At 58.9% G+C, this 19,713-nt stretch carries 20 protein-coding genes; 6 read left to right on the forward strand and 14 right to left on the reverse strand.

Annotation, left to right across the window (positions count from 1 at the left end; all coding sequences use genetic code 11):
• Positions 1 to 8: 8 nt before the first annotated feature.
• A complete protein-coding gene (gene cysK / locus RDV48_11330) occupies positions 9 to 977 on the forward strand; it encodes a cysteine synthase A (protein ID MDQ7823378.1) in 969 nt (322 codons plus the stop codon).
• A 27-nt stretch (positions 978 to 1,004) separates the two neighbouring features.
• Here the strand turns inward: cysK and RDV48_11335 are convergent, their stop codons facing one another.
• Genes RDV48_11335 through yedF form a run of 5 tightly spaced genes read right to left on the reverse strand, consistent with a single transcriptional unit; the run spans position 1,005 to position 4,887 of the window.
• Positions 1,005 to 1,832, reverse strand: a complete 828-nt coding sequence (locus RDV48_11335) for a HesA/MoeB/ThiF family protein (protein MDQ7823379.1) — start codon at positions 1,830 to 1,832, stop codon at positions 1,005 to 1,007.
• 9 nt (positions 1,833 to 1,841) lie between these two features.
• Entirely contained in the window at positions 1,842 to 2,888 is a 1,047-nt protein-coding gene (gene selD, locus RDV48_11340; protein ID MDQ7823380.1) for a selenide, water dikinase SelD, read from the reverse strand.
• Positions 2,863 to 3,150: a DUF3343 domain-containing protein gene (locus RDV48_11345; GenBank protein ID MDQ7823381.1), complete on the reverse strand. Its 288-nt coding sequence runs from the start codon at positions 3,148 to 3,150 to the stop codon at positions 2,863 to 2,865. The genes selD and RDV48_11345 overlap by 26 nt, the downstream gene beginning before the upstream one ends.
• Complete coding sequence (locus tag RDV48_11350; protein MDQ7823382.1) at positions 3,143 to 4,297, reverse strand: aminotransferase class V-fold PLP-dependent enzyme; 1,155 nt, start codon at positions 4,295 to 4,297, stop codon at positions 3,143 to 3,145. The genes RDV48_11345 and RDV48_11350 overlap by 8 nt, the downstream gene beginning before the upstream one ends.
• Positions 4,298 to 4,299: 2 nt before the next feature.
• Positions 4,300 to 4,887 (reverse strand): sulfurtransferase-like selenium metabolism protein YedF, encoded by a 588-nt coding sequence (gene yedF, locus RDV48_11355; GenBank protein ID MDQ7823383.1) that lies wholly within the window; start codon positions 4,885 to 4,887, stop codon positions 4,300 to 4,302.
• 124 nt (positions 4,888 to 5,011) lie between these two features.
• Here yedF and RDV48_11360 point away from each other — a divergent pair, with 124 nt between their 5' ends.
• The 4 genes from RDV48_11360 (at position 5,012) to RDV48_11375 (ending at position 8,752) form a co-directional block, all read left to right on the forward strand.
• A complete protein-coding gene (locus tag RDV48_11360) occupies positions 5,012 to 6,538 on the forward strand; it encodes a response regulator (protein ID MDQ7823384.1) in 1,527 nt (508 codons plus the stop codon).
• A 102-nt stretch (positions 6,539 to 6,640) separates the two neighbouring features.
• On the forward strand, positions 6,641 to 7,738 hold the full coding sequence (locus RDV48_11365; GenBank protein ID MDQ7823385.1) for a carbohydrate porin: 1,098 nt from the start codon (positions 6,641 to 6,643) through the stop codon (positions 7,736 to 7,738).
• Between the two features lie 27 nt (positions 7,739 to 7,765).
• Positions 7,766 to 8,509, forward strand: coding sequence for a SagB/ThcOx family dehydrogenase (locus tag RDV48_11370; protein MDQ7823386.1), 744 nt, complete (start codon positions 7,766 to 7,768; stop codon positions 8,507 to 8,509).
• A gap of 3 nt (positions 8,510 to 8,512) precedes the next feature.
• Positions 8,513 to 8,752 carry a hypothetical protein gene (locus RDV48_11375; GenBank protein MDQ7823387.1) on the forward strand — a complete coding sequence of 80 codons (240 nt, stop codon included), beginning with the start codon at positions 8,513 to 8,515 and terminating at the stop codon, positions 8,750 to 8,752.
• A 9-nt stretch (positions 8,753 to 8,761) separates the two neighbouring features.
• Here the strand turns inward: RDV48_11375 and RDV48_11380 are convergent, their stop codons facing one another.
• Positions 8,762 to 9,679: a bifunctional enoyl-CoA hydratase/phosphate acetyltransferase gene (locus RDV48_11380; GenBank protein MDQ7823388.1), complete on the reverse strand. Its 918-nt coding sequence runs from the start codon at positions 9,677 to 9,679 to the stop codon at positions 8,762 to 8,764.
• Between the two features lie 11 nt (positions 9,680 to 9,690).
• The gene (buk, locus tag RDV48_11385; GenBank protein MDQ7823389.1) at positions 9,691 to 10,761 is read right to left on the reverse strand and encodes a butyrate kinase; all 1,071 of its coding nucleotides are present in this window, start codon (positions 10,759 to 10,761) and stop codon (positions 9,691 to 9,693) included.
• A gap of 392 nt (positions 10,762 to 11,153) precedes the next feature.
• Between buk and RDV48_11390 the strand changes: the two genes are divergently transcribed.
• Positions 11,154 to 12,686: an aromatic amino acid ammonia-lyase gene (locus RDV48_11390; protein ID MDQ7823390.1), complete on the forward strand. Its 1,533-nt coding sequence runs from the start codon at positions 11,154 to 11,156 to the stop codon at positions 12,684 to 12,686.
• Between the two features lie 106 nt (positions 12,687 to 12,792).
• Here the strand turns inward: RDV48_11390 and RDV48_11395 are convergent, their stop codons facing one another.
• The 7 genes from RDV48_11395 to RDV48_11425 form a co-directional block, all read right to left on the reverse strand.
• Entirely contained in the window at positions 12,793 to 14,619 is a 1,827-nt protein-coding gene (locus RDV48_11395; protein ID MDQ7823391.1) for a hypothetical protein, read from the reverse strand.
• A 209-nt stretch (positions 14,620 to 14,828) separates the two neighbouring features.
• Positions 14,829 to 15,446 (reverse strand): hypothetical protein, encoded by a 618-nt coding sequence (locus tag RDV48_11400; GenBank protein MDQ7823392.1) that lies wholly within the window; start codon positions 15,444 to 15,446, stop codon positions 14,829 to 14,831.
• Positions 15,447 to 15,467: 21 nt separating this feature from the next.
• Positions 15,468 to 17,060: a protein phosphatase 2C domain-containing protein gene (locus tag RDV48_11405; protein MDQ7823393.1), complete on the reverse strand. Its 1,593-nt coding sequence runs from the start codon at positions 17,058 to 17,060 to the stop codon at positions 15,468 to 15,470.
• Positions 17,061 to 17,073: 13 nt separating this feature from the next.
• Positions 17,074 to 17,307, reverse strand: coding sequence for a SelT/SelW/SelH family (seleno)protein (locus tag RDV48_11410; protein MDQ7823394.1), 234 nt, complete (start codon positions 17,305 to 17,307; stop codon positions 17,074 to 17,076).
• Between the two features lie 73 nt (positions 17,308 to 17,380).
• Positions 17,381 to 18,145 (reverse strand): TatD family hydrolase, encoded by a 765-nt coding sequence (locus RDV48_11415; GenBank protein ID MDQ7823395.1) that lies wholly within the window; start codon positions 18,143 to 18,145, stop codon positions 17,381 to 17,383.
• Complete coding sequence (locus RDV48_11420) at positions 18,142 to 18,906, reverse strand: PilZ domain-containing protein (GenBank protein ID MDQ7823396.1); 765 nt, start codon at positions 18,904 to 18,906, stop codon at positions 18,142 to 18,144. The genes RDV48_11415 and RDV48_11420 overlap by 4 nt, the downstream gene beginning before the upstream one ends.
• A gap of 16 nt (positions 18,907 to 18,922) precedes the next feature.
• Complete coding sequence (locus RDV48_11425; GenBank protein ID MDQ7823397.1) at positions 18,923 to 19,693, reverse strand: PilZ domain-containing protein; 771 nt, start codon at positions 19,691 to 19,693, stop codon at positions 18,923 to 18,925.
• Between the last annotated feature and the right edge of the window lie 20 nt (positions 19,694 to 19,713).

Here is a 19,713-nt window from a genome sequence, read left to right on the forward strand (position 1 = left end):
GCACCCTCATGGGCTTTTTCAATGACAACTCCATGACCATCGGGAGAACACCCCTTGTGAGGATAAACCGCATCGTTCCCGGTAACAAAGCAACGGTCCTCGCCAAGATCGAGGGGAGGAACCCCGCCTACTCCGTAAAATGCCGCATAGGCGCCTCTATGATCTGGGACGCCGAGAAGAAGGGGCTCCTTACCGCGGGCAAGGAGCTCATCGAGCCCACGAGCGGGAACACGGGGATTGCCCTGGCCTTCGTGGCGGCATCGCGGGGTTACCCCATCACCCTCACCATGCCTGAAACCATGAGCATCGAGCGCAGGAAGGTCCTCAAGGCCTTCGGCGCAAAGCTCATCCTCACCGAGGGAGCCCTCGGCATGAAAGGCGCAATCGCAAAGGCCGAGGAGCTTGCCGCCGGCGACCCGGGGCATTTTGTCCTCCTCCAGCAGTTCAAAAATCCCGCCAATCCCGAGATCCACCGCCTCACCACGGGTCCCGAGATCTGGGAGGACACGGGGGGCGCCGTCGATGTCCTCGTGGCAGGCGTGGGCACTGGCGGCACCATTACGGGAATATCTCGCCATCTCAAGCTCGACAGAGGGAAAAAGATCCTCTCCGTGGCCGTCGAGCCGGCCCTCTCGCCCGTTCTCACCCAGACCCTCCGCGGCGAGCCGCTGAAGCCGTCGCCCCACAAGATCCAGGGAATCGGCGCGGGCTTTGTGCCCGACATCCTTGACCTTTCGATGGTGGACAGGGTTGAGCAGGTCACCAACGAGGAGGCCATAGAGTTCGGCAGGCGCCTGGCGCGGGAGGAGGGAATCCTCTCAGGGATCTCATGCGGCGCCGCAATGGCAGCGGCAGCACGCCTCGCCTCCGAAGAGGCCATGGAAGGGAAAACCATTGTCGTCATCCTCCCCGACTCGGGAGAGCGGTACCTGTCCACGGTGCTCTTTGAGGGCCTCCTGGACGAGACGGGGGCCTGAGAGAAGCCCGGAATCTCACCATGGCCGCTAAAAGGACACCGATGAGAACTCCATGGCCCTCAGATCTATGACGAGCATTCTCTCTTTGAGGGCAGGACCTTCGCCGGTGATGATCCTGCATATCTCGGCAGACTGGAGCGAGGCGATGACGGCGGGGGTGAACGAGGGGTTCCCCAGGCTCTTTTCAATGCCGTGGGTGCGGCCCGTCGGGCCGTAAAGCTCCCTGATGAGGTTCCTCGGGGGATACTGCGTAAGGACCTGGCCGTACCATCCACCGATGGCGCCATGGACAAGGGGAATCCCCTTTTCAATGCAGGTGTCGGCAAGGGTGATCCTGGCGGGGATGCTGTCGAGGCCGTCGGCCGCCACATGGGCTCTTTCCAGCAGAGTCCCTCCATTTTCGGCAGTCAAAGCCTCCCTGCGGGCGATGACCTCCACGGCGGGATTGATTGCCGCCACCCGGGCCGCGGCCGCCGCAGCCTTGGGAGAGCCCAGCAGATCCAGGGTCGAGAGGAGCTGCCTGTTCAGGTTGTGCTCGGTAAAGACGTCAGGGTCGATGGCCACAAGAGTCCCCACGCCTGCCCTCGCGAGCTCCTCGACAAGATATCCCCCGAGGCCGCCGCACCCCACGACAGCCACAGTGGCCCTGAGCAGAGCAAGCTGCCTCGAGGTGTCTATGGTATTCCTGTTGCGGGCATAACGGGCGGGCATGAGACCTGTCGTAAGAGCTGCCTCGTCAATATCGCGGAGCCCCAGATGAAACTCCCCCGCAGCCTCCCTTTCATCAGCAAGGGAGATCAGGCCGTCCCTCGAGCGGCCGGTCAGGAACTCAAGAAGCTCTGGGTGCTGCTCCACGGAGCCTCCTTACGGCACAATCTCTATATGGCCCGGCGGGCCCTCGGTGATCTCACCGATAAAGGCTGCCTCCGCGACGCCTTTTGCGGCGAGCTCTGTCCTGAGGGCATCGCATTTCTCCCGGGGCACAAAGATGAGCAGGCCGCCCGAAGTCTGGGGATCAAAGACAAGGCTCACCAGGTGCTCGTCGAGGCCCTTTCCCATTGTGGCATGGGGAGAGTAAAAATCTCTGTTCTTGTGGAGTCCCCCGGGCATGAGGCCCATGGCGGCATATTCGAGGGCTTCCTTCACACAGGGGACCGATGAGAGCGAAATCCTCGCCCCCTTTTTCGAATAATGGAGGCACTCGTAAAGGTGGCCCACGAGGCCGAAGCCGGTGACGTCGGTGCAGGCGTGCACACCCACCTTCATCATCGCCTCCTGGGCATCCCTGTTGAGGGTCGCCATGGAGCGCGTGATCTTTTCCACAGCCTCTTCGGAGGCCATTCCCCCCTTGAGAGCCGTGGAGATTACGCCGGTGCCCAGGGGCTTGGTGAGGACCAGGCAGTCGCCGGCCCGGGCGCCGTTCTTGGTGAGGACCCTGTCGGGGTGGATGAGGCCCGTGACGGAGAGCCCGTATTTTATCTCGTCGTCCATCACGGAATGACCTCCCACGAGGACGGCGCCGGCTTCCTGGATCTTCTCGAGGCCTCCCCTTATGATCTCCCTGGCAATAAGCTGGTCCATCTTTTTGGCGGGGAAACAGAAAATGTTCATGGCCGTGAGGGGCTTCCCGCCCATGGCATAGACATCGGAAAGGGAGTTGGCTGCGGCTATCTGGCCGAAAAGGAAAGGATCATCGACGACGGGCGTGAAAAAATCCACCGTGAGGATGAGGGCCATATCGTCGCTCAGCTTATAGACGCCCGCGTCGTCAGGCTCGTCCATGCCCACGATGAGGTTGGGATCCTTTTTAAAGGGGAGGCCGCAGAGGAAGTTGGCAAGGTCCGCCGGACCTATCTTGGAGGCTCACCCCGCGGCATGGGCATGCTCAGTGAGGCGTATCGTCGTTCCCATCTTGTGCTCCTTCCGGAATCAGGCTATAGGAGTCTCCCTGTTTTCTGTACGCCGCCGCGGGAGAAACCGTGCCCCCGGCGAGAGCTCTGTAAGCGGCTTCCTGGTCGCGGCAGAAAAAGATGAGGGACATGCCGCAGTCCGTGACAATTGACCGCGGGTTTGGGATCATGTCGCACCATATGCCCTGCCCGGCAAGGAGGCTCTCAGCCTTGATAACCTGGTGAATTGATCTGAATGTGACTAGACACTTTTCTTCATCCATGGCGCGAATCCTTTATGGCACCGAGGGCAGAGAGGAAAGCTCCTATGTCCTCATGGGAAGTGCTGAAACCAGGTGAGACCCTGAGGGTCCCTGCCGGGAAGGTCCCGATGGTGCGGTGCGCCAGGGGGGCGCAGTGAAGGCCGGGCCGCACCATGATGGAAAACTGCCTGTCGAGGGCATGGGCGAGAGCTGCAGGATCATGGCCTTCCATGGTGAGGGAGACTATTGCCACGGATTCACGGGGCGAAGCCGTGCCATGGATCGTAACCCCGCCCAGGGAGGAAAGCCCTTCGATAAGGTGCGCCATGAGGCTTCTCTCATGGGCGCCGACGGCTTCTACCCCATGCTCCAGGATATGCCCGGCGGCTGCCTCCAGGCCGGCAAGTCCCACGACATTGAGGGTGCCGCACTCAAACCTGTCGGGGAGGAACTCAGGCATCTCCTCGCTCTCCGAGAGGCTTCCCGTGCCGCCGAAGAAAAGAGGCTCAAGCTCCATGCCCTGCCGCATATAGAGCACCCCTGTCCCCATGGGGCCCATGAGGGATTTATGGCCCGAGAAGGCTGCCATGTCGATGCCGTCCCGCTCGGGCGCAAGGGGAACGGCGCCGGCAGTCTGCGCCGCATCGACCAGCAGAGGCACTTTGCCCTTGAGGGCCGCCACTTCAGCGACAGGGAAAAGAGTGCCGGTCACATTGGAAGCGCCGGTCATGACAATCAGGCGAGTCTCGCCGGTGAGTGCCTCCTTGACATGCCGGGCTTCAAGGCGCCCTTCTGGAGTGCATTGCACGATGGTGAGCTTAAGGTGTCTGATCTTCTCCAGGTGCCTCAGGGGCCTCATGACGGCATTGTGCTCCATGGACGTCGTCACGACGTGATCGCCTTCTCTCAGGAAGCCGAAAAGGGTGATGTTGATGGCCATGGTGGCATTGGAGGTGAAGATGACTCTCGCCGAATCGCTTACTCCCAAGAGCTGCGCCACCTTTTCACGGGCCCGGAAGACGATTCTCCCCGCTTCTAGGGAGAGCCTGTGGCCCGACCGTCCCGGGTTTCCTCCATGGCGGGCGAGGCACTCCTCCATTGCCTTCAGCACGCCGGGAGGCTTGGGGAAAGAGGTGGCGGCATTATCGAGATACAAGACATGCTGCATGGTCAGGGACGCACCACCCTGTCGGAGCCTGCCAGGATCTGCAGGATCTCATACATATTGGATACTTTTCCCGCCTTCACCTTGTCCATCATGCCGAAATAGTCAAGACAGGTGCCGCATGAGTGGATCTCCAGGCCGGCGCACTCCAGATCCCTGAGGGTCTCAAGGAATGCCGATCCTTCAACGGCGCAATGGACTCCGCGGTTCAGAAAGACAAGGGCGGTGACTGCCGGCGTCACCTCGGGCAGGGTTTTCAAGAAGGCCCGCATCAGAATCCGTCCAAGCTCCTCGGGACCCACACCTATGGTATCGGAGTTCACGTAGGCCGTCACCTTGAGAGAGGCTTTCAACGGCACTTTTTCAATGGGGCCTGAAGATTCTTTCCTTATCTCTATCACGAAATCATTCTCACGGGTGGTGCCTGTCACGGCGCAGCCCCACGTCTGGGCGAAGCGTTTCACGTTCTCAAAGGCGGCGCTCGAGTCAACAAGAACCCTGAGGGCGCCTTCCTCCATCTCCTCAAGGGCCTTTTTCGTGCTCACCACGGGCCCGGGGCAGCTCAGGCCCCGGCAGTCAAGCTCTTTCACCATGGGATCCTCCCCCGGGGGGATTATTTTCTTCAGGTCTCCCCCCTGCCTCACTATTTCGCGAAAGCCATGAAATTCCTTCCATGGCAGCCCTGAAGAGGGGGTCCGCCCAAAGGAATAAGAGGCCATGCCGGAGAAGAGACAAAGGCACGCCAGAGAGCCCGCCGGAGAGGAACAGACGGTGAAGAGCAGATATTCAGGCAGGATTCTTGTCGTAGATGAGGAGCGCAGCACCATTGAGTTCATGAAGCGCTTCCTGAACGAGCTTGGCTATCATGCCGAGGGAGTAATCGGCGGTGAGAAGGCCTTTGAGGAGGTTCAGAAGCACCACCCCGACCTGGTCATCACCGAGATCATGACGTCGGGCATCGACGGCTTCGAGCTCACCAGGCGCCTCAGGGCGGAGAGAGCCACCAGGACTCTCCCCATAATGCTGATCACCGCGCAGAAGAGCAAGAGCGCCCGCATGCGCGCCATTGAGAGCGGCGCCGACGAGTACATCACCAAGCCTGCCGACAAGGAAGAGGTGGCGAAACGGATCCACTCGCTCCTGGAGCTCAACTTTTACCGCTCCCTCGTCGATGAGAAGAGAAAGCTGGACACCGTTATAGACGGCATGTCCGACGCCATCCTCATCCTCGAGCCCGATCTCACCCTCTCAAGATACAACAGCGAGGCACGGAAGCTCCTCGGGCTCAGGAAAAAGCCCCCGAAAGGCTTCAGGCTCCTGGAGCACCTTTCGGAGTCCTTCAAGCTCTCCTTCGACAGGAGGAAGGTGGAGCAGGGGAAGCGGAAGATTGAGCAGTTCCGCATGGTGAGGCCCGAGACAGACAGGATGAAAGCCCTCTACCTCTCGGGCAAGGCCACGTACCTCAAGGATCCCCTGGGGAACACCTCCAGCATCGTCATCACCCTCCGCGACGTCACCGAGAGAGTCAGGGAGGACCTACAGAAGGAGGCTTTCCTCTCGTCAATAAGCCATAAGCTCAGGACACCGGCAACGGTCCTCACGGGGATGCTCAGGCTCCTGAACGACGAGAACTTCGGGCACCTCACGGAGCACCAGAAAAACTTCCTGGAGAAGATCTTCGAGAGCGCCTCGACAATCTATTCCCTCATCGAAAAGCTCATTGCCTTCAACGCCCTCACGCGCAAGGAGCTCATGATGGAGGGAAAGCATATCAGCCTCAGCGAGTTCTTCAGGGACTTTGAGGGCCGCATCAGAGAAAATTATGCCCTCAGGAAGTTCACCCTGAAGCTGCAGGACCTCTCCCACCTGCCTCCCTGCTTTTTCAACCCCCTGCAGATGGAGATGATCTTCTGGCACCTCATAGACAATGCCATCAAGTTCAATGACAAGAAGCGGCCTCTTGTGAAGCTCTCCGCGAGGCTCGTCACCAAGAAGAAGATCGAGGTCGCCATAAGCGACAACGGCCCCGGCATCCCCCCGGAAAACCATGAGCTCATATTCACGGGTTTTTACCAGTATGAGCGCATCTACACCGGCAACGTGGAAGGACTGGGACTGGGGCTTGCCATGGCGCGCAAGATCCTGGAGGGATGGGGCCAGAAGATATCCTTCGATTCCACCATAGGCAAAGGCACGGTCTTCAGGTTCACCCTTCCCACGGTGGAGCCTCCCGCACCGCTGTAGCCCTTCAGGAGGGACCATTGACAGAATCCTTACCTGAGGCTTTGAAGGATTTTATCCCAGGGGGGAGAAAAACAGTGGTTCATTATGCACAACGGGGGTCCTATGAAATATTTACTCGTCATCGCAGCGCTTTTTTTCTCACTCACAGGCATGCTCATGGGACAGGAGGAAAAGCCGCCTGAAAAAGCGCCCGAGGCGCCCGCCCAGAGCAAAATCAAGACCAATCTCTATCTCCAGGGGAGCTGGTTTGACAACACCGAGGACCTCTTCGGCCGCACGAGCGACCTTCGTTATTTCAACGCCAAGGACAATGCCATCGACCTGGACATGGCGCAGATCTGGATCATCAAGGATCCCCTGGTGAAGAACCTGGGCTTTGATGTGAAGCTCACGGCGGGGGAATACGGAAAGCTCATCCATGCAAGGGGCCTGGGGGCTCCTGATGACAGCTTCGACCTCACCTCATGCTGGGCCAACTATACCTTTCCGGTGGGGAAAGGCCTCCTCTTCGGCGCGGGAAAGATGGAGACCTATTTCGGTGCCGAGAGCTACATCGCCTGGAAGGATCCCAACTTCTCCCGCTCCTTTCTCTGCTGCTATGCCCAGCCCATCACCCACACGGGGATCAAGATGGCCTATCCCTTCTCCGACGCCCTGAAGGTCAACGCTTTCGTGGTCCAGGGATGGGACAACTACCTGGACAACAACTCGGCGAAATCGCTGGGCTTCTCCCTCGAGGCCTACCCCTCCGAATCGGTGGCGATGTATTTCAACGCCATGACGGGCCCCGAGCAGACCGACAACAACGACAGCGTGAGGACCCTCTTCGACTGGGTGGGGGCTTTCAAGCTCTCGAAAAAGCTCTCGCTGCTGTGCAATTATGACTACGGGAGCGAGCAGAACACGCCAGACGACGGAACGACCTCCACGTGGGACGGCTTTTCCCTTATCGGCGTCTACGAGTTCACCGACAAATTCAGCATCGCCGTGAGGGGAGAGACATTCAACGACAACGGAGGCTCCAGGACGGGCGCCACTCAGAACATCAAGGAGTTCACCATCACCCCGCAGTTCAAGGTGGGCAAGAATATGATCATCAGGCCCGAGTATCGCTACGACTGGTCAAACGTGAACGGCTTCTGCAACGGCACCAAAAACAACCAGACCACCTATGGAATCGGCGTCATGATGCTGTTCTAGGAAGCCACATGGGGGGAGGAGCGCGCAATGGAAGAAAAAGTGGGTGACCTGTTCCAGAGAGAGACTGTCTACAGCCCCCGGAAGATGGCGGGGGGCTTTCTTGACTGGTCAAGCAGGCCCGAGTCTTACAAGATTTACCAGGGGGCAAAGACTTACGAGCTCCCGAAGCCTCAGAGAGAGGGAGGTGTCGCTCTCCATGACCTTCTCAGCACCCGCAGGAGCATCCGCTCATTTTCATCGGAGGCTCTCTCCGCAGGCGATCTCTCATACCTCTTGTGGGCTTCCACAGGAATATCCCATGGCGCTGCGGGGTATGAGTTCCGCACGGCGCCTTCGGCAGGAGCCCTTTATCCCATAGAGACCTACCTGGCGGCGGTGAACATCGAGGGCATCCCGCCGGGAATCTACCATTACCGCATAAAGGAGCATCTCCTCGAGGAGATAAGGGAAGAGAGGAGCACAGGCCAGGAGATCGCCGGGGCGGCCCTTGGCCAGGAGATGTGCGCCGAGGCTCCCGCCACCTTCGTATGGACCGCCGTCTTCTTCCGCTCCAAGTGGAAATACCGCGAGCGGGCCTACCGCTATATCTATATGGACGCAGGGCATATCGCCGGGAACCTTGCCCTGGCCGCCGTGGCCCTTGACCTGGGCTCTTGCCAGATCGGGGCCTTCTATGACGACGAGATGAATAAAATTATTGGAGTTGACGGCGACGGCGAGAGCGTCATTTACCTCTCTGCCGTGGGCCATCCCTCCAGGAGCGAGAGGTGAGCCATGGCAGAAAAAAGAACCATCAATGAAAGGGAAGTGACGGTCGTGCCCGCAGAGAGCATCCGTCATGAAAAGGAATATATCAAGACCCTTTCCTGCAAAAAATGCGGAGGAGCGTACCGCTTCACCCAGCAGGCCCTCTTCCCCGAGGAGAAGGTCGATCTTCTCGTGGTGGAGTGCACGGCCTGCGGCCAGCAGGAGGAGCTTTACTTCGACATCAGCAGCTTCTTCGGGAAGCCCTGAAAAAAGGCTTTATTTTTTCTCTCCGAGCTTTCCCGCGTAGAGCACGTTAAGGGCTATCGAGTAGAACTTGCACTCTGCGGAGTCGGCCCTGGAAGTTACTATCACGGGCTTTTTTGTCCCGAGCATCACTGCGGCGGGGATCCCCTTGCCGAAGTGGACAAGCCCCTTGAAGAGACCGTTCCCCATGTCGATGCCTGAAACGAAGAGGACGTCGGCATCGCCGGCGACTTTTGACTCTATGCCCTTCTCCCTCACCGACTCGCTTGAGATGGCAAGGTCAAAGGCCAGGGGGCCGTCTATCAGGGCGCCTTTCAGCTGGCCCCTGTCGGCCATCTTTGACAGGATGGCGGCGTCAACGGTGCAGGGTATCTTATCGCTCACGGTCTCCACGGGCGCCAGCAGGGCAATCTTGGGCTTTTCAAGCCCCATGAGATGGTAAAAGCCGATGCAGTTCTCCAGGATGGCCTGCTTCTCCTCGAGGGTAGGGGCGATATTGATACCGCCGTCGGTGAGGGAGAGAAACTTGTGATACCCCGGGAGCTTGATAAAAAAAATGTGGCTCACGAGCTTCCTGGTGCGAAGGCCCGTATCCTTGTCCAGCACGGCCTTCATCAGTGACGCTGTCTGCACGTTTCCTTTCAGGACAATATCCACTTCTCCCGAGGAGGCCCGCTTCACGGCCTCCGGCGCCGCCTTCTCTCTGTCCTCCACGTGGACCAGCCGGTCTTCCCTTACCTTATAGCCTGCAGACCGGGCCAGGGGAAGGATGGCATCCCTGTTGCCTATGAGGGTGCATTCCACAAGGCCGGCCTCTTCGGCTTCCTTGACGGCCGCGAGGACTGTGTCCTCTTCCGCACCGGCGACAGCCACCTTCATCGGTGCATATTTTTTTGCCATGGCAACTATTTCGTCATAATCATTGAACATAAGGAGCTCCTTTACTGATAGATTTTTTCCTGTTCCTGGCCGGAAAGCACTTCATGGACGGCGCGGGCAAGCGATTTCATCTCCTCCTGGCCGGGGTAGAGATGGACGGGGGCGATGAAGGCGACACGCTGCGATATCCAGGACGTCACCATCTTCGAGCGTGCGAGGGACCCCGTGAGAAGCACGGCGTCCACGGTCCCGTTGAGAGCTGCGGCAAGCCCCCCAATGGTCTTGCTTATGAAATAAGCCATCGCCTCATAGACCAGGGCAGCATGCTTGTCGCCTGCCGCGATGCGGCGCTCCACCTCGACGCAGTCATTGGTGCCCAGGTGGGCCAGGAGGCCACTGCCGCGGGTTATCTTTTTCACCAGCTCTTCCTTTTTGTAAGTCCCCGAGAAGCAGAGCTCCAGGAATCCCAGCATGGGCAGCGTTCCTGCCCGCTCGGGCGAGAAGGGGGCCTCGCTGTTCGCGTCGGTGCTGTCAACAGCTTTTCCATTTCTGAGCGCGACGACAGTGATGCCGCTCCCCAGGTGCGCGACGATGAGATTGAGCTCGTCAAAATCTCTTCCCTGCTCCCTGGCATAGCGGTGCGCCACGGCCCTGCAGTTGAGGGCATGCCAGAGGCTTTTCCGGGGGATCTCGGGAAAGCCCGACAGGTGGGCAAGGGGAGAATACTCGTCAACGCTTATGGGATCGACGATATAGGCGGGAATGCCGTATTCGACTGAGAGCTCATGGCCTATGAGGGCCGCCAGCATGGACACATGGGGCGACTGGAGACGCCCCTGGCGGATGTCCTCGACGAGGGCGTCGCCGACGCGGTAAGTTCCCCCCTCAAGGGGCTTGAGGGGGGCCCCGCGGCACGCGAGGGCATCAAGATGACCCAGGCCCTCGTGCTTCTTGAGAAACTTTTCCACAGCCTCCTTGCGCAGCGGAAGCTGATCAATAAGTCGTTGGCACGCCGAGAGCTCAGCGGGGCCATGCCCGAGATCCTCAGCGGCCACTTCTGTATCGCCCCTGAAAAGAGCCACCTTGGTGGTCATGGAGCCGGGATTCACAGCAAGAATAAGCGGTTCACTCATAAGGGCACCTCGTTTTTTCTCTGTAAGAACATATATTTTCCCTTTCACTCTTTTTCCCTTCTTGGCTCCCTGCGGAAAAAGCCATGGCTTAAGGAAGGACATGGCCTCCCGGGCCGTGAAGGTGATTTGATGAAACAGGGATCCCGGGGGCAATGAAGGGCTCGTCGGTGGAACTGATGACGGCAGTTGTTTTCCTCTCCCCCGTGATGCTCTTCGCCCTGATAGACCTTGTAATCACGAAAAAGAGGAATGATCGAGGAGCATAGGGTATCATGAAAAAGGGCGCTGATTTTAACCGCCCCGGGGAGGAGTTGACAGGGTCCCTCCCTGTGGTATAATACTGAAGATTTCGCAGGATTAGCGATTGATCACGATATGAGCGTGGAGGAGCCATGACGGTTGTTCTGAACGGAAGCAGTCTCACCATAGAGGACCTGGTGAGGGTGGCGCGCTTCAACGAGAAGGTGGAGCTTGCCCCCGAGGGAGTGGAGAGGATAAAAAAATGCCGCGGTCTTCTTGAGAGGAAGATCGAGGAGGGCGAGGTGATGTACGGTGTCAACACCGGCATCGGCGAGTTCTCCGAAGTGGCCCTTAACGATGAGCAGGTCCAGCAGTTTCAGAAGTACCTTATCTACAACCACTCCGCCGGCATCGGGAAGCCCTTCCCCGTTGAATACGTGCGGGCGGCCATGACAGGCCGCATCAATGTGCACCTCCATGGCAACTCGGGATGCCGTCCCGAGATCACCCAGACCCTTGCAGCCCTTCTCAACAAGGGCGTCACGCCTGTCGTATGCGAAAAAGGCTCAGTGGGCGCCTGCGGAGACCTCTCGCCCATGAGCCAGATTGCCCTCCTCATGATGGGAGAGGGCGAGGCATGGTATGAAGGGCAGCGGATGCCCTCCAGGCAGGCCATGGAAAAGGCGGGAATTCCCATCCCCGGCCTCAAGGCCCGCGACGGCCTTGCCACCATCAACGGCTCCAATTTCATCGCAGGCATCGGATCCCTTGAGATCTACGATATCGAGCGCTGGATCAAGCAGGCGGAAATCGCATCGGCCATGTCCCTCGAGGCGCTCCTGGCCAACATGAAGCCCTATGACGTAAAGCTCCATGAGCTCCGCGGCTTCAGGGGCGCAATCACCTGCACGAAGAATCTCAGACAGGTCATGGAGGGCTCGGACCTCCTCACGGGGAAGCTCAAGGTGAAGGTCCAGGACGCCTATTCAATGCGCTCCACCCCGCAGGTGATAGGCGCGGCGCGCGACCACCTGGCCTATGCAAGAAAGCAGTTCGAGATTGAGCTCAACGGCGTCGGTGACAACCCCATATTCCTCCCCGACGAGGACCGCGTGCTCACGGGGGCCAATTTCCAGGGGACGCCCATCAGCCTTCCCCTTGACATGGTGGGGGCGAGCGTCTGCATGATAAGTGTTCTTTCGGAGCGCCGCCTCAACAGGCTCCTGAACCCGGCCCTCTCCGTGGGTCTCCCGGCATTTCTCACCAAGGGCGCAGGGATGTACAGCGGCCACATGCTCAGCCAATATACGGCGGGGATGCTTATCGTGGAACAGCGCATCCTGAGCACCCCGGCCTGCATCCATTCCATCCCCGCGGCGGCGGACCAGGAGGACTTCGTGAGCATGGGCATGAACACGGCCCTCAAGACCAGGCAGATCCTGGAAAATGCCTGGGGAGTCCTCGCCATAGAGCTCATTGCCGCCGCCCAGGCCCTCGATTTCCGCTCCTTCGGCTTTGGGAAAGGCACGAAAGCGGGCCACAGGGCCGTGAGAAAAGTGGTGGAGCATCTCGAGGAGGACCGCCCCCTCTTCACCGACCATAACAATATGATGGAGGCAGTGGCGCAGTGCAGGGTGCTTGAAGAGGTGGAAGAAGCAACAGGCCCCCTGGCCTCGAGCTGGTAGTAAAAGCCTTATCCCCTACCCGTTTATCGGTATGGAATGGGATACATACAAAAGAAGCCTTCCGGCGTGCCGGAAGGCTTCGTACTTTTCTCATTCCCCTCGGTGACTATGACTGCTGCGCCTCGGCATCATCGTCAACAAGGGATTCTCCCTCAGGGCGTTTTCCCTCGCGGGGCTTCTCCTCCTCCTCCATCAGAAGAGGCTTGCGGCTCACGGGCCGCGGAGGCTGCTGGGTGCGCTGCGTCACATAGTCGCCTGTGGGGGAAGGGATGTTGCCCCACGACGGCATGGAGGGCATGGGAGGGTTCGCCACCCATGAGGGTGTCTGAGGGTAGGGAACGGCGTTGGGATTGAACTGCTGTGCAAGATAGGGGATATCGGAAGGCAGGAAGGCGTTGATGAGGGCAAAGGGCAGCATTCCCGGCCCGCCAACCATCATCATCATCATGGCCGACTGCATGCGCGATGCTTTCTGCTGCACCATGAGCATATTCACGAAAGACTGCCAGTCCTGGCCTGGAGGAGCCTGAGGGCCTCCCGGGCCCGGTGCTCCCGGCGGGTAGTTGGGGTATCCCGAAGGCGGCGGCATGGGACCCGGAGGTGCGCCCGGATAGCCCGGAGGACTGCCTGGAATGCCGGGCGGGTAATTTGGAAATCCCGGCTGGGGAGGGACAAAGCTCTGTCCCGGTCCCTGGGCTCCCGGTCCTGCGCCGTAAATACTGTATCCCCCGTATGGATCGCTGCCCTGGGCAGCCCCATAGGGATCAGGGGGGGCGACGTTCTGGCTTGTCATGAGATATTCTCTGGCCTTTGCCGCCAGGTCGGGCGGTATCTTGCCGCTCCGCCCCAGCTCAATGAGGTTGCTGGCCCTCATCGCCACGATATCCTCGGGCGACATGGGCCGGCCCCTGCTGAGGGAAGCCATGGCCGCGTCGTTTAATTCCCGCTCCTTCTGGAGCACCGCCTCTTTCTGCTGGGGCGAGAGGCCGGCCATGAGCTGATCTATTTCCTTGCCGATGCGGTCCGGCGGGGGACTGCTGCGCTCATGCTGCTTCTGAGCCTCTGCGTCATAGGCACGGACGAACTGGTGGGCCGAGACGGCAAGGTGCTCCATCTTGGGCTTCCCGGTGGACTCGTCCCTGTCGTTGAGGATGAGCTGCGCCATGTTGTAAAGCTTGAGCCTTTTGCGGTCAACACCGGGATTCTCCCCGGCCTGCTTGTCGGTCATCATCTGGGAATAACGGTCATAATCCTGGAGAGTCTTGCGGGGCCCCTTGAGCCTCCACTTCTTCCAGAAGGAGAGCTCCTTGTTGCCGCCCTGGTCCTTGAGGGTGAAATCCACCATCTGCTGGAGGCGGTCTTCCGCCTGCGCCATGGGAAGATCGGGCACAAGCGCGAGGGGAACGCGCCCCGAGAAGACCTCGTTGAGGAGCTTCTTGTTGTCCCTGGACATCTCCTCAAAACGCTCCGTGCGCCGCGCATCGGCGGCCGGCGCTGAAAAAAAGTCGGGGCCATGACCCGGAGCCTTGGGAGCACCGGCCTTTCCGCCATCGTCAAGTACCGTGAACTCAGCGTCAATCACGGGGGGATCTTTTTTCCATGTCGATATGACAGGCGGCTCCTCTTGAGGCGCCTCCCCCTTTGAGCCTCCTATGGAGAGCTCCCGGAGCTGATCCATCTGGCGGAACTGTTTTGCATCTTCAAGCGTGACGGGCAGGTATGCCTCGGTTCCCTGGCCTGCCGATGGGGATTCATCGGCGGCTTCTTTCCCTTTTCTCCCCAGCTCTCCTGTCTGCTCCCCCGCCACCTGGGCCCTCTGCTGGACCTCCCTGGCCGTGGTGCCGTCACGCCCCGGCGTGATGGAGTTCTGGGCCATTCCCACATGGCTCGCGTTCTGAAAATACTGGTTTGGCGTTATCCTTACTGGTTCCATGGTCATCACTCCTGGACAGAGATAAACGTGCACTCTTCCACGCTTATCTTACCACAAAGAATTTGATGAGGTCAAACAAGAGCCCATGGAATAAGGGATGGCATCTTTTCACGCTGCGAAGGAAAAAACGGCACTTTTTCCATAACGGGGCGCCGGGGCGCTTTTGTTAACATATTGTTAATTTCTGGGGCAATCGGCATTGAAATGGGTCAGGAGAGGGATTCATCGCTCGCGAGGAGCCCGAGGACCGCTCCCATGGCCTCTGAGAGCTTCTCCAGCGACAGCTTCCCCTTTTTCTTTGTCCTGATGAGGGGAACATGCAAAAAGCCCGCCAGGGCGGGGATCTTTTCACGCTCAAGGGCGTCAAGCACCATAAAAAGCACATTGTTGCACACATAGGTCCCGGCATGGAACGAGAGCCTGAATGGAAATTTCCGGCTCCTGGAGAGCTCCTCCATCTTTTTATAGGGGATTGTGGTCCAGTACGCGAGGGGTCCCCCCTCCCTTATGAGCTCATCGTGGGGCTTCTGTCTCCTGTTGTCAGGCCGTGTGGCATGGTTCACATTGAGAGCGATACGCTCAAGGGAGAGCTTTGTGTACCCTGCCGCCTGCCCTATCCCGAGGATGATATCAGGGGTGCTCGACCTTGCTGCCCGCAACACTTTCTCCGCAGCCTTCTCAAAGACGACGGGGAGAACCATGTGAGTCACCGCAGGGGGAATAAGGCCCTGCTTCTTCATGGAGCGGAGGAGCATGGTGGCGGAGTTTACCTTCCACTGGAGGAAGGGCTCAAAGCTGTAGATAAGTATCGATCGCCCGCGGCCCACAGGCTGCCTCCTTCTTATCATCTATATCCGCTTGGTGAACTTCACGATCACGACGGTGATGTTGTCACGGGTATGGTTATCATAGGCACGGGATATGAGGCGGCGGCAGATCCTCCTGAGGTTGCTGTTTCCGCTCTCTATGACGGCCTTGATCTCCTCGTCCCCCACGACGTCGGTGAGGCCGTCAGAGCAGATGAGGAAATAGCAGTCGCCCCTCACCAGCTCGCGGCGGGCATCGGGCACAAGATGGATGCCCTCCCGGGGCCCTATGGCCTGCGTGAGAACCTTGGCGCCCCTCATCTTTTCGGCTTCCTCCCTGGTCTTGAAGGTGCCCGAATGGAGGGCCTGCATCGCCAGGTTGTGATCCTCGGTGAGCTGTTTCAGCTCCCCGTTGTTCAGGCGATAACAGCGGCTGTCCCCCACGTGGGCGACAAATACCTCATTCTCAAAAGCCACGATGGCGACGAGCGTAGTGCCCATCCTGCCCTCATGGGCGGGGATGCCCTCGAGAATATTGACCTCCAGCAGCACATCATTGGCTTCCTTGATGAGGGTCTTGAGCTGATCCTCGAAATTGGCCTGCGGCACCTCCTCCAGCATGAGAGGCATTATCCGGCGCTTCAGCTCCCGCACTGCCAGGGCGCTCGCCACTTCGCCCTTCTGATGGCCGCCCATGCCGTCGCAGAGGATGTAGAGGCCCCGCTGCTTCACGCTCCTGCCGCTCACCTTCATATGATCAGGGTGGGCGTAGCCGAATTCCACGGCAAAGAAGTCATCCTCGTTGTTGTCCCTCACGGGGCCCAGATCGCTGATGCCGAATGACTCTATGACGAAGCGCGTGTCGAGGTTCTCCTTGGCCTCGTCGAGGAGCTCGCCTATTTCCTCGAAGCTCGCCGCCTCGGGATAGCCCTCGCGGTATATCTTTCTCACGATGAAATCGTCGGTACTGATGGAGCCTTCCAGGAATCTTTTGAGGCGGGCGAGCATCTCCCCCTCCGGGAGCGGCTCTTCATCAGCCACCAGCGGGAAGGGGAACAATTCCACGCCCTTCACGGTGATCTCTCCCTTTTCTATGGTGCTCGCCACCTGAAGGTGCATAAGCTTCTGTGCCAGGGCAAAAAAGGACTTGAGGAGCTTTATCTTCTCAAAATTTCCCACGGTGCCCCAGATGGCGGAAAATTGCCTGTAGGGCTCGCCGCGGCCGTTGCAGGGGGCATCCACTACCACGAAGGAGCTGTCGCCGTGATGAACCTGGTCCCTCAGGCGGCCCATTTCCTTGTACGCCTTGTCCCTCACCCCCCTGGGGGCGACGAACTGCGGCGAGAGGTTGGGCTTCTCGTCAACGGCCAGGGCGCCGAAAGGCTCGATCTTCACAATCCTGTACTTGTTCTCTATGAGGTCGGTAAGGCCGGCGGGATCTGCGGAAAAATCCAGAATGGCGTACATGCGCACCAGGGGAATCCTGCACTGGGGGCACTCCCTGTGCTCTCTCACGTCCAGCCATTCCTCGCATTTCTCGCATTTCACATGGAACACGGAGCGGGCGCACTGCTCGCAGAGGCCCTGCTCATCTCCCACTATCTCCTCGCATTGAGGACAGATGAACTTCCGCATAGTCGCTCCTTCCTCAGCTTCCTTTCCCCCGGCTTTCCATGAGCTCGAGAATCTCCTCTGTCTCAGGGAAACGGCCGCATTTCTTCTTGGAAAAGATAAGCACTCCGTCAAGGGTGACCTCAAAGACGCCGCCGCCGCCGGCAATAAGCTCCGGCTCCACGCTGAGGGCGCTTTTTATTTCGGCTGCCATACTGGAAGCCCTGGGGAAATAATTTCACATGGTACAGTATTCAATGGAGAGTTTCATGGCATGCTCCTTTCCAGGTTTCTCCCTTTCCCATGGTATTCTCCCCCCCGGCCCCTTTTCCCCCATCTTTTTCTCAGGACTCGCTGGCCAGAAATCTCCCGGTGTTTTTTTCAAGCTCTGCGAGGACCTCCTGAAGGCCGATCCCTTTGATCTGTGCAATCATGGCTGCTGAGAGGGCCACATTGGCAGGCTCGTTTCTCTCTTCACGGCGGGGGCCCAGGACGGGCGAATCCGACTCAAGCAGCAGGACCTCAAGCGGCAGGGCCTTTACGAGCTTCTGCTTCTGAGCGGAATGGGCCACCGAGGGGGGGATGGAGAAATAAAAGCCTTCCCTTGCCCCTCTCTCAGCATAGGAAGCCCTGCCGTCAAAGGCATGGAGGCAGACCCTGGCGGCCCGGTGCTCCAGGAGGAACTCAATGGCATGATGGCCTGCCGACCTGCTGTGCACAATGAGGGGGAGGGCGTATTCCCGGGCGGCGGCGATGAAAAGTGAGAAAATCTCTCTCTGGAGCTCCCTTGCCCCGGGATCGTCCACCATACGGTAATCAAGACCCACCTCGCTGATGGCGGCGATATCGCCCCTGTGCCGGCCGATTAAATCAAGGGAACGGCGGGCCTCGTCAATACCGAGCAGCGCCGGGTAATGACCGAGGCATGGCCGGATCATGGGGAACTGCGATGCGAGCTCCAGGATCTTCAGGTTGTCACGGTAATCCTCGCCGGCGGAGAGAATTGCCCTGACTCCCGCGCGCTTTGCCCTCTCAAGGACATCGTTCCTGTCGCTGTCAAACTCCGCGCTGGACAGATGGGCATGGACGTCTACCATCGAAGCCTTCACTCGCTCTCTTCGAGGCAGAGTGTGGTGAGATAGGAATTGAGGAGAGAAACCTGCTTCTCTTTCATCTTGGTGAACACAATGCCGTACGTGTAACTCTTCCGGGGGGCGTCAGTCTTTTGATGGACAATCTTCCCGTTGCAGTAGAGGGTTTCAAGATGGCGGTAAGGCCCCACGCGGAACCCGAGAATATCCTTTTTGCTGATATCAATATCGGTGCTGACGAGCATCCCTCCGATTCCCAGATCGAGGACGGTGCCTACGACCTGCTGAAGAGGGAGCGCTATCGAGAGGGAGAGCTCGACGGGAATCCTTGACTTTTTCCTGCGCTGCGTGGAAAATCCCACGGCAATACCATACCTGTCAAGCACGTAGGCGGCCCACGAGCCTTCCAGGTTCTTCTCGGTGTCGGCAAACTTGAGGCCCGCCGTGTAGTCACGGGTGGTCTTCCTCTGCCTGCTCCACACGACCTGCATCGTCACCGCTCCCTCAGGAAACTTGCTCTCCCGGAGAAGCCCCTCGCCCTTCACGGGCGCTATCTTTACCAAGGCGCCGCTTGAAAGCTTCCTGTCACAGGAGAGGCGCATCCCCGTGAGGCTCACTTCCACGACGGCTGCCTTTATCCCCTCACCGGAGGGCAGCGTCACCTGCGCATCGATAAGGCACCGCACGCGGGGAGAAAACCGTTTCTCTTCGATAGCCTCCTTGAGGTCAAAAACTCCCTTGCCCGATATGAAGGCCTTGCATTTCAGGAGAAACTCCATGTTCCGGCTCCTCTCTTTACGGCGATTTTTCCTTGTGGAGGTGGGTGAGGTATGACTCCAGAAGCTTCTGCTGCATATCGTCGGGCCGCTCGTAGATCACCCCTGCGACCCACCGGCCCGAAGAAGGCACAAAGCGCTCATGAATAATCTTTCCTGTCATCCTGAGGGGGGCAAGCGCCTTGTAGGGGCCTATGCTGAAATTGAAAAGGGCGTTGCGCGGGATGGCCCTCTCCGAGGATATCAGCATACCCCCGAGGCCCATATCAATCACGGCGCCGTTTCCCTCCTTGCCCTCTGCCTGGCTCTTCAGCACAAGGGGAAGGTTGGCGGGGATCCTCACCCTCTTCCTCTTCTGGGTGGAGACACCCACTGCCACACCGAATTTTCTGAGAAGATAGGCGACCCACGAATCCCTCATATTCTTCTTGGAGTCCTGGTACTGGAGGCCCGCCATATACTCCCGCGTGGTCTTCCTCTTCTTGCACCAGAGGACTTTCATGATCAGGGAACTGACCGTGTACTGCGCACCGGAGAGGCTTCCAATCCCCTTGATTGCAGATATCCTCACGATATCACCATTCTTCAGCTCTTTCCCGATATGAATCCTCAGGCCGAAAAGGCCAATCTCGGAGATTATGACAGAGAACTCCTCCCTCTCGTCTATGATACAGGTCCCCTGGACCTCTGATTTGAGCCGGGGTGAGAACCTCTTTTCCCTGAAGGCCTCCTCGAGGTCAAAGGGCTTCATGCCTGAGAGCAGATTTTTCAGGTTTATCAGAAAATCCACTGGCTGGCTCTATCTCCTTT

Source organism: Candidatus Eremiobacterota bacterium, assembly GCA_031082125.1.
In the GTDB taxonomy this organism is placed as follows: Bacteria; Vulcanimicrobiota; CADAWZ01; order CADAWZ01; family Ess09-12; genus Ess09-12.

Bases quoted from the DNA above. Each gene is read 5' to 3' on its own strand.
- cysK (MDQ7823378.1), top strand. From the start codon at position 9: ATGGGCTTTTTCAATGACAACTCCATGACCATCGGGAGAACACCCCTT.
- RDV48_11345 (MDQ7823381.1), bottom strand. From the start codon at position 3,150: ATGGATGAAGAAAAGTGTCTAGTCACATTCAGATCAATTCACCAGGTT.
- RDV48_11350 (MDQ7823382.1), bottom strand. From the start codon at position 4,297: ATGCAGCATGTCTTGTATCTCGATAATGCCGCCACCTCTTTCCCCAAG.
- yedF (MDQ7823383.1), bottom strand. From the start codon at position 4,887: ATGGTGAAAGAGCTTGACTGCCGGGGCCTGAGCTGCCCCGGGCCCGTG.
- RDV48_11360 (MDQ7823384.1), top strand. From the start codon at position 5,012: ATGCCGGAGAAGAGACAAAGGCACGCCAGAGAGCCCGCCGGAGAGGAA.
- RDV48_11365 (MDQ7823385.1), top strand. From the start codon at position 6,641: ATGAAATATTTACTCGTCATCGCAGCGCTTTTTTTCTCACTCACAGGC.
- RDV48_11370 (MDQ7823386.1), top strand. From the start codon at position 7,766: ATGGAAGAAAAAGTGGGTGACCTGTTCCAGAGAGAGACTGTCTACAGC.
- RDV48_11375 (MDQ7823387.1), top strand. From the start codon at position 8,513: ATGGCAGAAAAAAGAACCATCAATGAAAGGGAAGTGACGGTCGTGCCC.
- RDV48_11380 (MDQ7823388.1), bottom strand. From the start codon at position 9,679: ATGTTCAATGATTATGACGAAATAGTTGCCATGGCAAAAAAATATGCA.
- buk (MDQ7823389.1), bottom strand. From the start codon at position 10,761: ATGAGTGAACCGCTTATTCTTGCTGTGAATCCCGGCTCCATGACCACC.
- RDV48_11390 (MDQ7823390.1), top strand. From the start codon at position 11,154: ATGACGGTTGTTCTGAACGGAAGCAGTCTCACCATAGAGGACCTGGTG.
- RDV48_11395 (MDQ7823391.1), bottom strand. From the start codon at position 14,619: ATGGAACCAGTAAGGATAACGCCAAACCAGTATTTTCAGAACGCGAGC.
- RDV48_11405 (MDQ7823393.1), bottom strand. From the start codon at position 17,060: ATGCGGAAGTTCATCTGTCCTCAATGCGAGGAGATAGTGGGAGATGAG.
- RDV48_11420 (MDQ7823396.1), bottom strand. From the start codon at position 18,906: ATGGAGTTTCTCCTGAAATGCAAGGCCTTCATATCGGGCAAGGGAGTT.